The following is a 15,501-nucleotide window of genomic DNA, read 5'->3' as shown; positions in this document are numbered from 1 at the left end:
GACGCCCAGTCGGCCGGCAGCACCGCCTGCGTCCGCCCGCGGCCACAGGCCGTGTGTTCGGCGCGCGGCGCACCGCTACCCCCGTGAGGCAGGAGAGGCCCGCCGCCACGCCAAAGACCGGCCCGCGTCATGACCAGCGCGACGGGGTCCTACCGGGCCGATCACGTAGGCAGCCTGCTCCGTCCACCGGAGCTCCTCGAAGCACGGGGGGCCGGGGCGCCCGCCGGCCGCCTTCGCGAAATCGAGGATCGCCACATCCTCCGCGTGCTCACGCGCCAGCGCGACCTCGGCCTCGACGTCTTCACCGACGGCGAGCTGCGGCGCCGCAACTTCATGAGCGATCTCCTGGACGCGGTCGAGGGCTTCGACACCGGCGACGCCGTCGCGCGGTCCTGGAGCGGCACCGCGGGCGCCGCCGGTGCTCCGGCTCCGGTCAGCAGCGTGGCGGGCATCGCGACCGCGCGCCTCAGCCGGCGCCGGGCGCTGACGGCGCACGAGCTCCCGTTTCTGAAAGCGCACAGCCCCGGCGCGTTCAAGGTCACGCTGCCGAGCGCCAACCAGTTCCCGGCGATCGCGTTCAAGCGCGGCGTCACCGACCGCGTCTATCCCACCCACTCGGCGCTGTTGTGGGACATCGTCCCGATTATCAACGCCGAGATCCGCTCGCTCACGAGCGGCGGCGTGCCGTACGTGCAGCTCGACGCGCCGCGGTACAGCTACTACATCGACCCGAAGTGGCGCGACTACATCCGCACGGAGATGGGCGTCGAGCCGGAGGCCGCGCTCGACGAAGCGGTGCGCGCGGACAACGCCTCGCTCGACGGCGCGCGGCGGACGGGCGCGACGCTCGCGATCCACCTCTGCCGCGGCAACAACCGGAGCCAGTGGTACGCGGAAGGCGGGTACGACCTCATCGCGGAACGGCTGTTTGGCACGCTCGCCGTCGACCGGTTTCTGCTCGAATACGACGACGAGCGGTCGGGCACGTTCGAGCCGCTGCGCTTTGTCCCGGCGGGCAAGACGGTGGTCCTGGGTCTCGTCAGCAGCAAGCGGCCTCGCCTCGAGTCGAAGCCGGACCTGATCCGCCGCATCAAAGAGGCCGATCGGTACGTGCCGCTGGAGCGCCTCGCGCTGAGTCCGCAGTGCGGCTTCGCGTCGACGATGGAAGGGAATCTGCTTTCGGAAGAGGATCAGTGGGCCAAACTCCGGCTCGTCGTGGAGACCGTGCGCGAAGTCTGGCGGTAACGCACACACTCGTACACGCGGGGGGGTGGCAGATGCGGAATCTGGTCGCGGCAGCAGCGCTCGCGGCCCTCGTTCTCGGTCTTCCGGCCGCGGGCTCAGTCGGGGCGCCGATGCCGGTCGCCAAAATCGGCAGCGTCATTCCGCTGACAGGCCGGTACGCATCGGGCGGCGCGCAGGTCCGGGCGGGATACGAAATCGCCGTCGAGGATATCAATAAGGCAGGCGGCGTCCCGATCGGTGGGCAGCGCGTGCAGCTGCAGCTGTCCGTGCTCGACGACGAGTCCGACCCGACCAAGACCGTCACCCGGATCGAGACGCTCGCCGGACAAGGGGTGGTCGCGCTGCTGGGCGGCTTCGCCAGCGACCTGCACGCCGCCGCGGCGCCCGTGGCCGAAAAGGATAAGATCCCCTACTGTGGTGTGGCCTTCGCGCTGCACGCGATCCATGAGCACGGGTTCCGGTATTTGTTCTCGCCGTTCCCGAAGTCCCCGGACCTCGGACGCGAAACTTACAAGATGCTCAACGCCAGCATTCCCGCCGACCAACGTCCGCGCCGCGTCGCCATTTTCCAAGAACGGACCGACTGGGGCCGGGAAATGGGCGATGTCTGGACGGCGCGCTCGCGCGAGAACGGCTATGAGGTGGTTCTCCGAGCTCAGTATACGCCGCTATCGCGGGATTTCTCGGATATCATCCTGCGCGCCAAAGGTGCCGGCGCGGACGCGGTCTTCGCACTGCCGAACCCGCCCGACGGCATCACGCTCATCCGGCAGATGAAGGAGCTCGACTTCAGCCCGAAACTCGTGTTGATGTTCCGGGCACCGGATGCCGTCGGTTGGACGCAGGCGCTCACGAAGGATGGGGACGACGTGGTCCTGTCGCCGGGCTGGCACCACGATCTCAAATATCCCGGGGTCGCTGCCCTTAACGCCGAGCACGAGCAGCGCTTTCACCGCCCGGCCGACGTCCTCGTGGGACCCGCATATGCCTGCGTGCAGATCGTGGCCAACGCGATCGGTCGCGCGGGCCGGCTGGATACCGGCGCGATCCGCGATGCGATGGCCGCGACGAACATGCAAACCGTGATGGGCCCGGTGCGGTTCCAGCCGGACGGCACCGGGCTCGTAACCACGGTCTTCGTGCAGTGGCAGGCCGGGAAGCAGGAACTGGTGTGGCCGAAGGACCTCGGCGGCGTGCGCTTGATCTACCCGGCGCCTCCCTGGCGTGCCCGCTAGCGGCGACCTGCTCGAAGCGCGCGGCCTGACCAAGACCTTCGGCGGGCTGCGCGCGGTCGACGATCTGTCCTTCACCGTCCGGACCGGCGAGATTCTCGGACTCCTCGGTCCGAACGGCTCGGGCAAGACCACCGTCTTCAATCTGATCGCGGGGGCGCTGCCGCCCGAGCGCGGGGTCGTGTTTTTCGAGGGCCGGGAGATCACCGGGCTCGCGCCCCACCGGCGGGCCGCGCTCGGGATCGCCCGGACGTTTCAACTGGTCCGGACGCTCCCCGGGCTCACGGTGCTCGACAACGTGCTCGTCGCCCGTCTGTACGGCCGGGCCCGTGCCGCCGGGGCCCGCGCGGCGCGGGCCGAGGCGCTCGAGTGCCTGGGGTTCGTCGGGCTCGCCGGCCTGGCGGCGCGGCCTGCCGGGCACCTGACGCTCGCCGACCGCAAGCGCCTCGAGGTCGGCCGCGCCCTCGCCGCGGGACCGCGCCTCTTGCTGCTCGACGAGCCGGCCGCCGGCCTCAACCCCACCGAGGTGGCCGGGCTGCTCGCGCTACTCAGGAAAATCCGCGCGGGCGGCATCACCATCGCGATCGTGGAGCACAACGTCGGCGCGATGCGGGACCTCTGCGACCGCGTCGTCATCCTCAACGCGGGGCGCAAGATCGCCGAGGGCGTGCCGGACGAGACGCTCGAGCACGCCGGGGTGATCGAGATCTATCTGGGCGCGCCGTGATCCTCGCGCAGAGCACGGTCTTTGGCCTCTTGATCGGCGCGCTTTACGGACTCGCCGCGGTAGGCCTCACGCTGGTGTTCGGCGTGCTCAAGATACTGAACGTCGCCCATGGGGAATTGATCATGCTCGGCGGATACGCGGCCTTCTGGCTCTTCACGCTCTGGCATGTCGACCCGTTCGTGTCGGTGCTGCCGAGCGGCGCGGCGCTGTTCCTCGTCGGCGTGCTCCTCTACCGGACGTTGTTCGGCCGTCTCCTTCGGGCCGGCGAGGAGACGAAGCTCAAGAACTCGATCCTGATCGGATTCGGCCTTGCGCTCGTGCTGCAGACGGTCGCGCTCGCCGCGTGGACCGGCGACGAGCGGGCGGTCACGACTCGGTACGCCGGCGGGGTTCTGCCGATCGCCGGTATCGTGCTTCCCTTTGCGCGGCTCGGCGCGCTCGCGGTCGCGTTTGTCGCGGTCGCCCTGCTGCACGTCTTTCTGCACCACACGTACCCCGGCAAGGCGATTCGGGCGACCGGGGAAGACGTCGACGCGGCGTCGCTGGCCGGAATCCCCGTGCCGTCGATGTTCCTCTCGGCGTTCGGCCTCGGCAGCGCGCTGGCCGGCATCGCCGGGACGCTGGCCGTCGTCACCGACGCCGTGAGCCCGTCGATCGGCCTCGCCTGGACGCTCAAAGCGCTCATCGTGGTGGTGCTCGGCGGGCTTGGCAGCGTCGCCGGCGCATTCGTGGCCGGCTGCGGGCTCGGCGTCGTCGAATCCGTGAGCGGCATCCTGCTCGGCAACGCCTACCGCGAAGTCGTTGGGCTCGTGCTGTTCCTCGCCGTGCTCGCCGTCCGGCCGCGCGGCCTGTTCGCGCGCGGGTGATCGTGGATCGCCGAACGCTTCCCGCCGCGGCGCTCGGGACCGCCGCCCTCGCCGCCGCGGCGCTGCTGCCGGCGATGACGGAAAGCCGGGCGATTCTCTCCTGGACCCTGCTCGTGCTGCTCTACGTCGCGCTCGCGCAGTCCTGGAACGTGCTGGGCGGGTTCGGCGGGCAGGTCAACCTCGGGCACGCCGCGCTCTTCGGCGTCGGCGCCGTGACGACGCGCCTGCTGTGGACGGCCGGCACGCCGATCGCCGCCGCGCTGCCGGCCGGGACCGCCCTCGCCGCGGTGACAAGCGTGGTGATCGGCGCTCCCGCGCTGCGCCTGAGGGGCCCGTACTTTGCCATCGGCACCCTGGCGGTCGCCGAGATTTGCCGGATCACCGCCGGGAACGTTCTGCCGGACATCGCGGCCCTGCCGCCGCGGGCCCTCGCCGCCTATGCGCTCGCGCCGCGCTACTATCTGGCACTCGGCCTCGCGGTGTTGACGACGGCGGTCGCGGCGTGGATCGCGCATTCCCGCTTCGGACGCGGCCTCGCCGCCGTGCGGGAGGACGAGGACGTCGCGGAGAGCATCGGCGTCGGCGCCTACGGCCACACGCTGATCGCGTTCGTGATCAGCGGCGCCCTCGCCGGCGCGGCGGGCGGCGTCTTTGCCTACTACCACGTCGGTTTCTATCCGAGTTTCGCGTTCAGTCCGCTCTGGACGTTCGACCCGCTGCTCATCGTCTATCTCGGCGGCGTCGGCACCGTCGCCGGACCGATCGTCGGCGCGATCGTGTTCCTGGCGCTGCGGGAGGCGCTCGCGCTGCGAATCGGCGAACTCCATTTGCTGATCTTCGGGGTGCTCTTCATCGCGATCGTGGTCGCGCTGCCGGGCGGCATCGTGCAGGCGGTGCGGGATGTGATCGGCCGTTCTCGAACCATCGGGACCGCGGAGGTGACGTCGACGTGATGACGGACAATCGGACGTGGCTGCGCCACTGCCTCGCGACGCTGGCATACCGGGCCGCGAAAACGGTGCGGGATGCCCCGCCCGGGTTCGGCGGTCTGCGGCTGGAGGAGCCCACGGCGATGACGCCGGGCCGTATTCTCGCCCACATGGGAGACCTGATGGCGTGGGCGCTCTCGATGTCGCAGGGCCACGAAACCTACCACCGCTCGGCGCCGGGCGAGTGGGACGCGGAGGTCGGGCGCTTCTTCGGCGCGCTCGGGGCGTTCGACGCGTACCTGGCGTCGGACGCGCCGCTACACGCCGAGCCGGAACGGCTGTTCCAGGGGCCGATCGCCGACGCGCTCACGCACATCGGCCAGCTGGCCACCCGCCGCCGCCTGGCGGGGTCGCCGGTGCGCGGCGAAAACTACTACGTCGCCGAGATCGTCACGGGCCGCGTCGGGCTCGAGCAGTCGCCGCCCGTCCGCGAAGCCGCCGTCGTACCGCCACAGAGACCGCCCGGCTCGAACGACACGCGCGGATAGGCGGACCCGCCGGGCGCTAGTGCCCGGCGACCAGGCGCGGTTCGCCCCACAGCGCGGAGACGACCGCCTGGCCCGAGGCCGGCACGCCGTCCGCCTCGACGTCGAGCAGCAGCGCATGCGCGCCCTTGACCCCAATCGTCACCGGAACCGGCGGGTCTCCGGCGCGGACCGCGCGGCCCGGAAACACGACCTGCCCGTCGACGAACGCTCGGAAGACCACGCGCACGGACGGCGGCGTCGTGTCGGGCACCCCGATCGTCGCCACGAACGCGCTGTAGCGGCCGCCGAGATCGTACGTCACATTGGCGTGCCCGTTGGACGGGAACACGAGAAGGCCGCCGTTGACGACGGTGCTGCCGACGGTCACCGGCTTCGTCACATACGCGAAGTCGTAGAGATCGGGCTCGCCGCTCATCACAGGAACGTCCGCGAGCGCGCCGCGGAGGCGCCCGGCCGCCGGCGGAAGCGGCGACGGCGTCACGCGCGACGGCGCGGAGGCCTCGGGACCGCGGGACAGGTTCGGCGCGAGGACGCTGACATCGCCGTCGTCCGGCACCGTCGTCTGCGCGGCCCCGACGATCTGCGCGGTGCTCGCGCTGAGGAGCTTCGCCGTGATCCGCACGCGGTCGCCGAGTCCGACGATACTGCCGGTCACGAGGACGTCCGCTCCGGCCAGCTGCCCGATCTTCTGCGCGTTGCCGGGCTCGGTCACGCCGACGGCGGACAGTTTCTGCTCGGCAATGATGCGGGCCAGGTGCTGCCGGTCGATCACGTGCAGGCTCGAGTCCGCGAGAACGAGGCTGCCCGACAGCTCCTCCGCCAGGTACCGTCCGAGGTCGGTGACCTGCCCGTCCAGCTGCGCGAAATCGACGACCGCGATCCGCTTCTTGCCGAGCTTCTGAACCTGGGGAACGATCTGCCGCGTCAAATCCTGAATCCCGTCGTCCAGGCCCCCGGGCGCCGCCGCGAATGTCGGCGGTAGCGCGGCGAGCAGCGCGAACGGCACGAGGACGGCCAGCCTCACCAGCTTCTGCCTCACGACACTCTCCCCCCGCTCATCGTGACTCCAGCACCACGCGGTTCGCCTCGGCCGCCACCAGGTGCAGGCCGAGCGCCTCGAGCCTCGGCACCAGCGTGCGCATCGGGAACGCCGACGTCACGTCGATGACGCCCACCCCGCCGTCGTACCGCCGGAGGTAGGCGCGGCCCTCCACCCCCCGGATCGCGCGCATCCGGGTCACGAGCGTTGATATCCGGCCGAGGTCGCGCGCGAACACGACGACCTGAACGCTGCGGCTGCCGCGGATCAGGGTGGCGTAGTCGTGCGCCACTTCCCAGACGAGGCGGGCGCCGGCGCGGTCCCCCGCGGCGCGGCTCGCCTGACGCATCGCCGCCTCCGGCGTGACGTGAAGCGCCGCGCTCTTGAAGACGCCGGCAAACAGCGTCTGGCCCGTGGCGCCGACCACGACGCGGAGCCTGAGCGCGGCCTCGGCCGACTCGGAGGTTTCCGTGTCGATGCGAACCTCTCCGAGGGGCGCGGCGTCCACCGCGCCGGCGATGAGAATGTCGGCCGCGGCGCGCGTCGAGGTCAGCACCGTCCGCCGCCGGTCGGGGTCCGCCGCCAGCGCGGCGACGGCGGCGTCCATCGCCGCGGTGCGCTGCACGACCTTGTACCCGGCGCTCACGAACTGCGCGGCCAGCGCCGCTTCCGCCTGTCCGGCGTACGGATCCGCCCCGCCGACGCCGACGGCGACCGTGGGATTGTCCATCATGCCGAGCAGGACGGCGAGCGCATCCCGCGCGTCGGCGCCGCCGGCGGGCACCGCGATCGCGCGGACGTGCAGCCGGTAAAGCGGGCCGTCGACGCGCTCACTCGCCACCTCGAGCGATTTCAGGTACCCGGTGCCGCCCGCGGAGACCTCGTCGACCAGAATCTGAAAGTTGCGCGTCACCGTGCGGGAATGCACCCGCACGTCGGCCGTCTCGAGCGCCCGGCGGTACGCGTCGAGCAGCGCCTCGTCGCGGGCGCGCGCGAGATCGCCTGCGACAATGGACGCCACCCCGTCGGCTTCAACCGCCCGCGGCGCGTCGGGCTCCGCGGGGGCCTGGGCGCGCCCGGGTATGGCAATCGTGATCGCGGCCAGGAGTGCGGCCGCGATCACGATACCGGTCGAGGCGCGGCGCGCCTTCACGGCTGGAGAACGATGTCGACCTGCAACCGCTGCAGGAATCCGCTCGCGGAGTTCGCCTCACGAATTCTCGTCGCGTCGTCGGGGCTGATCACGATATCGGTCTTGAAGTTCGACATGGGCGGGCCTTCCACACCGATCGCGCTCACGACCAGCGGGTGCGCGCCGGCCCGCACGGCGCCGTCCATCGACGACGCGTACCCGACGATGCCCTGCCGGTTGGCGAGGTCGGCGTCGAACTCACCGGGCCGCCACCAGCCGCGGCCGTAGACGACCTGCCCGTCCGGCGTCAGGATCGCCGGGCTCATCGAGCGATCGAGATGCACGCCGCGGACCACGACGACGAGACCGGTAAATCCGCCCGGTTGTGACGGCGGCTGCGGCAGGCGCGGGCCGGGGCGGACCATCGGCTCCGGCCGTGGCCCGGGCGCGGGCGCGTTCATGATGTGCGGCAGGACGACCTGCCCCAATCCGTCCTGGCCGTACATCGCCATCTGCATGACGACCTCGTAGCGGCCGTCGGCATGCCGGCGCTCCTCGAGAATCGTGGCGTTCCGGATCACGCCTTCGACCTGGGTCTCAACGGTATCCCACTTTACGCCGGCCTGCTCGACCGCGGTCTTGGACCGCACCGTCACGTCGAGCGACGCCTCGAGCAGATTCCGGTAGGCGTCGACGACCGCGGCGCGGCGCGCCATGATGAGCGCCTGAGCCGACGAATCGGCGCTCCGCGGCTCGATCCCAAATCCCTGCGCCTTGATGACGGCCGCGTTCCAGTTGGTCCAGGAGTTCTGTCCGAGCTGCTCGACCGGCCCCACGCCGGCGCCGATCGCACCGATCGGCGTCATGACGATGAGGACACAGGCCAGCGCTGCGTATATCGTCGACCGCATACCTCCCCCTCCCCCTCTTGTCTGAACGTGACTCATCTGCACCATTGACTCCACACCCCGTCGCGACACCGGCGATAGGGACCGTAATCGTAGGCCGGGGCCTTCGCATAGGGACCCACGTACGGCCAGTACGCCGGCTGCTGATACCCGCCGGCGTAGGGATAGCGGTAGAGCGTGCCGTTCGCCGCGCGCACGAGGAGGTACACGAGCCCTCCGATCAGCACGGTCCCCAGGACGACGCTCGCCGGCGACGGCGCGGATGTGTACGCGGGCGGCGCAGGCGCGTACGGCGGCACGGACGCGTCCGTCGGGCCGGGCGCATACGCCGGCGCGGGCGCGGGGATGGGCGTGTACGGTGGAGCCGACGCCGGCGCGAGCGAAGGCTGCGGCGCCGTCGGGAACGCCGGCGCGACGACGGAGGTCACGTCGAGCCGCACGAGCACGATCTGTCCGCCGCGCGGCATGACCCAGGCCGTGGCGGATGAGCCGATGTATGAGGACAGCGCGCAGAACGGCGTGACCGCGCCGTTCACGTGAACGATGCTGCCGAGCGTCGACTGCGCGACCGACGAGGCGCCGGCCCACGCCAGCGTCACCTGCGCGCTGTCGCAGTCCACCGCTTGAACCGTGGCCTGCGTTTGGACGGAATCAGTTGGGTTGATTTGGGCCTCGCCGGAACCGGCGAGGCCGAGGGAAGAGACAAAAACGCAGATGCCGACTCCGAACGCACGCCGCACGATCATCCCCCCGAGTAAACTCGCGACAACGACGTTCCGCCAACGTACAACCGATCCGCGACGTTCTCCTCCTTATGAAGATTGTGAAGCGAATTTCGCGTGCGCTCGTCGTGTGCGCCGCGTGCGGTGGAGCAGTTTCGATGGAGCAATGACGGAAGTCTCGGGCCGGACGCGCGACCGCTGCGGGGCACGCGCACTCGCCATCCACCAGACGCAAGCGCCCGCCGCGATCAGAAAGTTCCGCGGCGGTGAAATAATTACGAAAGCTAGATGACGTTGAGCTCGAAGAGACGCCGGCCCTGCACGAGGCGTTCGAACGCAAGGGGGCTCAGATCGAGGGTGCGGTAGCCGCCGTCGACGATCCACTCGGCAATGCCGCGTCCGACGGCCGGTGACTGCTGCAGACCGTGGCCGCTGAAGCCGTTCGCGAACAGCACGTTTTCGACCGAGGGATGCGGCCCGACGATGCCGTTGTGGTCGACGGTGTTGAGCTCGTAATACCCGGCCCAGCTCTTGAGGATCTTGACCGCCTCGAACGCCGGGACGCGGGCGGCGAGCACGGGCCAAATCCGGTCCGAGAAGAACCGCTCGTCGACCTCGTCGAGCGGCGCGTCATCCGGATCCGGCTCGCCCTTGCGCGGCGGGACCCCGGTGAGAAAGTTCGGGCCGTCCGCCCGAAACCACACCCCCGAGGGATCGATGACCAGCGGGCATCGCGGCAGCACCGTCCGGCAGGCGAAGAGGAAGACGAAGCGCCGGCGGGCGCGCACCGGCAGGTCGATGTCGAGCATCGCGGCAACCCTGGCCGCCCACGGCCCCGCCGCGTTCACCGCGACGTCGCACGAGACCGTCGAGCCGTCCGCGAGGGTCACGGCCGTCACGCGGCGGCCGGTCCGCGCGAACCCGGTGGCGGCCTGCGCGACGTAGGTAACGCCGAGCGCCAGGGCCTTGCGCCGGAACGCCTGAAGCAGCGCGTACCCGTCGAACCAGCCCTCGCCCGACAGGCCGAGGGAGGCGGCGGCGATATCCCGGACGTTCATCCAGGGAAAGCGCTCCGCGACGCCGGCCGGCGTGAGCAGCGCCACATCGACCTGGTGCTCGCGCTGGACGCGGTGATTCTGCTCGAGGATCGGCACGCCGGCCGGCGTCGCGAGGAACAGATACCCGGGTTCGGACAGTCCCACGTCGGGCCGCTCGTCGCCGACCGCGAGGTAGTCTCCGAGGCGGCGCAGGAACTCGAGACCGAAACGGGAGATCTCGATGTTGACCGGCGTCGAGAACTGCTGGCGGATCGCGCTCGCCGACAGCGCCGAGGACGCGTACCGGTAGCTCGGGTCCCGTTCCACCACCACCACCTCGCCGCGAAACCGCGGATGGCTCGCGAGGAAGTAGGCGATCGAGCTCCCGACTGCGCCTCCGCCGACGATCGCGACGCGCTGCGCCATGCGCCGGTCTCTCGGACGTCCTTCGCTACGGCGCGCCGATGATCTCGACGCGCGTGATCGCCACGGGTTGGAGGGGACGGTCGTTCGGATCGCGCGGCATCCGCGTGATGCGTTTCACGAGATCGACGGACCGGTCGTCGCACTGGCCGAAGATCGTGTAGCCCGTGCCCTTGGGAACGATGCGGCCGCCGCGCGGGCAGCCGCCCTCGTCGAGGCAGGGATTGAGCCCCGGCAGCGGCGCTTCGGTGATGAAGAACTGCGAGCCGTTCGTGTTCGGGCCGGCGTTGGCCATCGCGAGACGGCCCGGCCGGTCGAAGAGCAGATCGGCGTGCAGCTCGTCTTCGAAACGGTACCCGGGCCCGCCCGTACCCGTACCGAGCGGGTCTCCGCCCTGGATGACGAAGCCCGGGATCACCCGATGAAAAATGATCCCGTCAAAGTAGGGCTTGTTGTGCTGCGTCTTACCGGTGCGCGGATCCACCCAGTCCTTCTTGCCGGTCGCCAGCCCGATGAAGTTGCCCACGGCCTTCGGCGCCTTGTCCGGAAACAGCTCGCAGCGGAGTTCACCGAGCGCGGTATGAATGACGGCGATCGGGTGGGCGGGGCCTCGCGCGGCGGCGTCGGCAGCGGCGACGAATGCGACGAGCGCGACGCAGCCGAACGCTGCCAGCAGAACCGGCAGCGAAACCATATCGTACGATGCGCGTGTGAGCATGCTCATCTGCTTCCGACGGAAACGGCGCCGTTCCTTCCGGCATGAACAGCGGGAGAAGCGCCTCGCCCGCGGCAAACGTAGTAACGTGAGAGGAATGATGCGTCCGCACCGAACGCCGTGGCGCCGTGTGCTCCTCCCCGGCATCGCCGCGATCGCCGCGTATCTCGCGGCCGTCGCGGTGATGCCGCCGTCCCCCCACGGCCGCACGTTGTACGACGGCCTCATGCCTCAGTCGCCCTACCGGTGGATCCACCCGCCGGCCGGGCGGGCGGCCGACAACGAACAGCCGAAGCCCTACACCACGTTCCTGCCGCTTCAGGCCGGCGGTTCCATCCCCGCGGAGTTCGCGACCGACGATCTCCAGGCGACCCTCACCCTGCCCGCCAACGTGGTCGCGCCGCAGTCCGGTGAGACGCGCGCACGGGTGACGCTCGCGCCGCTCGATCCGGACACGCTCGCGCCGCCGCCGCCCGGGCGGCGCTTCGACGGGAACGCGTACCGGATGGACGTCGTCTACGACGCGTCCGGCGCCCCGGCGGCCCTGCGCGGTCCGGTCACCGTGGTGCTGCGGTACGCGGCGCACGCCACGACGATCCTGCGGCTCGACCGGACCGGCGGCAAGGCTGTGTGGGTCCGCCTCGCCACGACCGTGTACACCGGATCGCAGGAAGACCTGGCCCACAGCGACACGCTCGGCGTGTTCGTCACCTCGAACCCGTAGCGCCCGGCTCCGCCCTTGACAGCGCGTTGTCTGTCTCGGTATGGTGGTCTCGCGTAAACGATAATCATTATCATAAGCAATTCGATAGCGGAAGCAACTGACTACCAAATGGAGGTGCGGGTTGTCCCGCGATCGTCTTCACATGCTCCTCCGCCGCGCCGGCCTCCGCGTCACGCCGCAGCGAGTCGCCGTCCTCGAAACGCTCGCCACCGGGCGTCATCTTGCCACCTGTCAGAATCTCTGGCGGCGCGCGCAGCGGCGAACGGCCGGGCTCGGGCTGGTCACGGCCTATCGCATCCTCGAACGGATGCGGGACGCCGGCCTCGTCGAGCAGGTCGACATCCGCGGCGTCGCCCACTTCGGGTTGGCGGACCGCCACCATGACCACACCATCTGCCAGCGCTGCGGGACGATCGAAGCCACAGACGGCTGCCTGCTGGACACGCTCGCCGGGAAGCGGCTGCGGGGCACGGGGTTTCTGGTGCAGGGGCATCGCCTCGACCTGCTGGGGTTGTGCCAGGCGTGCCAGCAGGCCGTATGACACATCGCATCAGCCGGCGCACACTGCTCACCGGCGCGGCGGGGCTCGGCGCGATCGTGCTGGCGGGCCGGGCCGGCGGCGCGCGGTGGGCCGCGCGGGCGGCGGCCGCGCCGGCCAAAATTCCGGTGGTCGCCGCGGAAAACTTCTACGGCGACGTCGTCGGGCAGATCGCCGGCGACCGCGTCCTGCTGACCAGCATCATCAGCGATCCGAACGTGGATCCGCACGAATACGAGAGCAGCATGCGCGACATGGCCGCGATCGGCCGGGCGCGGCTCGTGATCATCAACGGACTGGGCTACGACGGCTTCATGCCGAAGCTGATCAAGGCGGCGCCGAACCCGCAGCGGGAAGTTAAGGACGTCGCCCACCTCGTCGGAAAGAAGGAAGGCGACAACTGGCACATCTGGTACGATCCGACGGTCGTCCCGAAATTCGCCCGCGCGGTCACGGACTTCTTCGTTCGCGTCGACGCCGCCAACGCGAAGTCGTACCACAACCGGCTGCTGCTGTTCGAAGCATCGTACAAGCCGTTTACAGATAGAGTCGCGTCGCTGCGCGCCCGGCTCCCCGGCACGGCGGTCGGCGCCACGGAGCCGATCTTCGGCAATCTGGCTGATGCGCTCGATTGGAAGGTCATCACGCCCATGGCATTCCAAAAGGCGGTCGAAGAGGGCGAGGATCCTCCGGCGCGGGCGATCGCCGAGATGCAGGATCAGATCCGCAAGCATGCGATCAAGGTGCTGATCTACAACGTCCAGACGGTCAGCCCCGTGACGGAACGAATCAGAAAGGACGCCGGGCGGCTGGGCGTGCCGGTCGTCGGCGTCTCTGAAACTCTCCCGCCCGGGTTGAGCTATCAGCGCTGGATGCTCAAGCAGCTGGACGAGATCGAGCGGGCCGTCGCGAAGAAATGATCTCTGCGCCTGACACGGCAATCGCGGCGCAGTCGGCGACGCTCGCACTCGGCCGGCGCCGGCTCTGGGAGGATTTGACCTTCACCGTGCCGCGCGGCGAGTTTCTCGTCGTGCTGGGTCCGAACGGCGCGGGCAAGACGTCGCTCCTGCGCGTGCTGCTCGGCCTGCAGCGGCTGACCTCCGGCTCCGTGTGGATCGACGGCCGCCCGCCGCGCCGGGGCGATCCACACGTCGGCTACGTGGCGCAGTACCGCGCGATCGATCCCGACCTGCCGGTGCTGGGCCGCGACCTCGTCGGCTTCGGACTGGACGGGCACCGCTGGGGACCGTCGCTCCGCACCCGCGCGTCGGCCGCGCGCATCGACGACGCGCTGGACCTGGTCGGCGCGCGGTCGTACGCGGACACCCCGGTCGGCCGCCTGTCGGGCGGCGAACAGCAGCGCCTCAGGATCGCCCAGGCCTTGGTCGCGTCGCCGGGGCTCTTGCTCTGCGACGAGCCGCTGCAGAGCCTCGACCTCTACTACCAGCGGGCCGTCGTCGAGCAGATCTCGGACTGGAACCGCCGCCGGGGCGCGACGGTCGTCTTCGTCACCCACGACATCAACCCGGTGCTGCCGGCCGTCGATCGGGTGCTGCTGCTGGCGCGGCGCCGGTGGGCCCTCGGTGCGGTCGATCAGGTGCTGACCGCTGACTCGCTCAGCCGGCTCTACGACGCGCCGGTGGAAGTGCTGCGTCACGCGGGCCGGCTGGTAATCCTCGGGGCCGATCTCGGCGCCCACGAACTCGAACCGGCGCTCGACGGCGCCGGACACGGCGCGCACGCATGACTTCGCTGTGGCAGTATGCCTTCGTCCACAACGCGCTGATCGCGGGCGCCATCACCGCCATCGTGGCCGGCTGCGTCGCGCCGTTTGTGACCCTCCGAAACCAGGGGTTCGGGGTGCACGGTCTGGCAGAGGTGTCGTTCGCCGGCGCCGCGGGCGCGGTGTTCCTGCGGCTGCCGGTGGAAGTGGGCGTGCTCGGCGCCAGTTTCCTCGCCGCGATCGGCTTCGGGGCGCTCGGCGTCCGGCTTCGTGAGCGCGACATCGCGATCGGCAGCGTGCTGGCGTTCTCGACGGGCACCGGCGTGCTGTTCCTCACTCTGTACCGGACCTACTCGACCGAGGCCTTCAGCATCCTTTTCGGCTCGATTCTCGCCGTCGGTCCGGACGACGTGGTCCGGGCGGCGGTCGTCGGGGCGATTGCGCTCGGCGCGCTGGCCGTGATCGGCCGGCCGCTGCGATTCGCGAGCATCGATCCGGAGGTCGCCGACGCGCGCGGGGTGCCGGTCCGCCTGCTGTCCACGCTGTTCCTGCTGGTGCTGGCTCTCGCGGTGACCGTGACGGTCCAGGTTATCGGCGTGCTGCTGGTCCTCACGCTGCTGATCGCCCCGGCGGGCACCGCGCAGCGGCTCACCCTGCATCCGGTGCGCGTCACGCTGTACAGCGTGCTGATCGCGCTGGGGGCGACGCTCGGCGGGATCGTCTGCGCCGTGTACACGTCGTGGCCCGTCAGCTTTTTTGTCCCGACGTTCAGTCTCGGCGCGTATCTCGTTGCGCGATGGCTCGGCCCCGTCCACCGTGCGATGCCGCGGACGCCGGCCGGCCACCATGAAACCTCGACCGGGTCCGCCGGCTAGGGGCGAAACCCCGTTCGGTGTCTCGAATCTTCACAATATCCATATGATGTTCGTGTTTGCATTGGGAAAAACAAGTGCGGGTGGAGTCGGAAAGCGAGAGGAGGTAAGACAATGCTTC

General features: G+C 70.2%; 17 protein-coding genes. 11 read left to right on the top strand and 6 right to left on the bottom strand.

Annotated elements, in window-relative coordinates; genetic code table 11:
- Positions 1-129 precede the first annotated feature (129 nt).
- Genes VKT83_10640 through VKT83_10615 form a run of 6 tightly spaced genes read left to right on the top strand, consistent with a single transcriptional unit; the run spans position 130 to position 5,547 of the window.
- On the top strand, positions 130-1,245 hold the full coding sequence (locus VKT83_10640; protein ID HLY22912.1) for a methionine synthase: 1,116 nt from the start codon (positions 130-132) through the stop codon (positions 1,243-1,245).
- 32 nt (positions 1,246-1,277) lie between these two features.
- Entirely contained in the window at positions 1,278-2,480 is a 1,203-nt protein-coding gene (locus VKT83_10635) for an amino acid ABC transporter substrate-binding protein (protein ID HLY22911.1), read from the top strand.
- Complete coding sequence (locus tag VKT83_10630; GenBank protein HLY22910.1) at positions 2,470-3,204, top strand: ATP-binding cassette domain-containing protein; 735 nt, start codon at positions 2,470-2,472, stop codon at positions 3,202-3,204. The genes VKT83_10635 and VKT83_10630 overlap by 11 nt, the downstream gene beginning before the upstream one ends.
- A complete protein-coding gene (locus VKT83_10625) occupies positions 3,201-4,070 on the top strand; it encodes a branched-chain amino acid ABC transporter permease (protein HLY22909.1) in 870 nt (289 codons plus the stop codon). Before VKT83_10630 ends, VKT83_10625 begins: the two co-directional genes overlap by 4 nt.
- Before the next feature lie 2 nt (positions 4,071-4,072).
- Positions 4,073-5,023, top strand: coding sequence for a branched-chain amino acid ABC transporter permease (locus tag VKT83_10620; protein ID HLY22908.1), 951 nt, complete (start codon positions 4,073-4,075; stop codon positions 5,021-5,023).
- Entirely contained in the window at positions 5,020-5,547 is a 528-nt protein-coding gene (locus VKT83_10615) for a hypothetical protein (protein HLY22907.1), read from the top strand. The genes VKT83_10620 and VKT83_10615 overlap by 4 nt, the downstream gene beginning before the upstream one ends.
- Positions 5,548-5,563: 16 nt before the next feature.
- Here VKT83_10615 and VKT83_10610 read toward each other — a convergent pair whose 3' ends face one another.
- The 6 genes from VKT83_10610 to VKT83_10585 all read right to left on the bottom strand — a co-directional run bounded on the left by VKT83_10610 (position 5,564) and on the right by VKT83_10585 (position 11,526).
- The gene (locus VKT83_10610; protein HLY22906.1) at positions 5,564-6,586 is read right to left on the bottom strand and encodes a FlgO family outer membrane protein; all 1,023 of its coding nucleotides are present in this window, start codon (positions 6,584-6,586) and stop codon (positions 5,564-5,566) included.
- Between the two features lie 16 nt (positions 6,587-6,602).
- Complete coding sequence (locus VKT83_10605; protein HLY22905.1) at positions 6,603-7,709, bottom strand: hypothetical protein; 1,107 nt, start codon at positions 7,707-7,709, stop codon at positions 6,603-6,605.
- Positions 7,710-7,735: 26 nt separating this feature from the next.
- Positions 7,736-8,629 carry a hypothetical protein gene (locus tag VKT83_10600; protein ID HLY22904.1) on the bottom strand — a complete coding sequence of 298 codons (894 nt, stop codon included), beginning with the start codon at positions 8,627-8,629 and terminating at the stop codon, positions 7,736-7,738.
- A 32-nt stretch (positions 8,630-8,661) separates the two neighbouring features.
- The gene (locus VKT83_10595; protein HLY22903.1) at positions 8,662-9,366 is read right to left on the bottom strand and encodes a hypothetical protein; all 705 of its coding nucleotides are present in this window, start codon (positions 9,364-9,366) and stop codon (positions 8,662-8,664) included.
- Between the two features lie 266 nt (positions 9,367-9,632).
- Entirely contained in the window at positions 9,633-10,811 is a 1,179-nt protein-coding gene (locus VKT83_10590; protein ID HLY22902.1) for an FAD-binding oxidoreductase, read from the bottom strand.
- A gap of 25 nt (positions 10,812-10,836) precedes the next feature.
- Entirely contained in the window at positions 10,837-11,526 is a 690-nt protein-coding gene (locus tag VKT83_10585) for a peptidylprolyl isomerase (GenBank protein ID HLY22901.1), read from the bottom strand.
- A gap of 94 nt (positions 11,527-11,620) precedes the next feature.
- Here VKT83_10585 and VKT83_10580 point away from each other — a divergent pair, with 94 nt between their 5' ends.
- The 5 genes from VKT83_10580 (at position 11,621) to VKT83_10560 (ending at position 15,383) form a co-directional block, all read left to right on the top strand.
- Entirely contained in the window at positions 11,621-12,247 is a 627-nt protein-coding gene (locus VKT83_10580) for a hypothetical protein (GenBank protein ID HLY22900.1), read from the top strand.
- A gap of 142 nt (positions 12,248-12,389) precedes the next feature.
- On the top strand, positions 12,390-12,788 hold the full coding sequence (locus VKT83_10575; protein HLY22899.1) for a Fur family transcriptional regulator: 399 nt from the start codon (positions 12,390-12,392) through the stop codon (positions 12,786-12,788).
- Complete coding sequence (locus tag VKT83_10570) at positions 12,785-13,705, top strand: zinc ABC transporter substrate-binding protein (GenBank protein HLY22898.1); 921 nt, start codon at positions 12,785-12,787, stop codon at positions 13,703-13,705. The genes VKT83_10575 and VKT83_10570 overlap by 4 nt, the downstream gene beginning before the upstream one ends.
- Positions 13,702-14,532 (top strand): ABC transporter ATP-binding protein, encoded by an 831-nt coding sequence (locus tag VKT83_10565; GenBank protein ID HLY22897.1) that lies wholly within the window; start codon positions 13,702-13,704, stop codon positions 14,530-14,532. Before VKT83_10570 ends, VKT83_10565 begins: the two co-directional genes overlap by 4 nt.
- Complete coding sequence (locus VKT83_10560; protein HLY22896.1) at positions 14,529-15,383, top strand: metal ABC transporter permease; 855 nt, start codon at positions 14,529-14,531, stop codon at positions 15,381-15,383. Before VKT83_10565 ends, VKT83_10560 begins: the two co-directional genes overlap by 4 nt.
- The last annotated feature ends 118 nt before the right edge of the window (positions 15,384-15,501 follow it).

This window comes from bacterium (assembly GCA_035308905.1).
GTDB lineage: Bacteria > Sysuimicrobiota > Sysuimicrobiia > Sysuimicrobiales > Segetimicrobiaceae > DASSJF01.
This window is presented reverse-complemented; position numbering and strand designations above follow the sequence as displayed.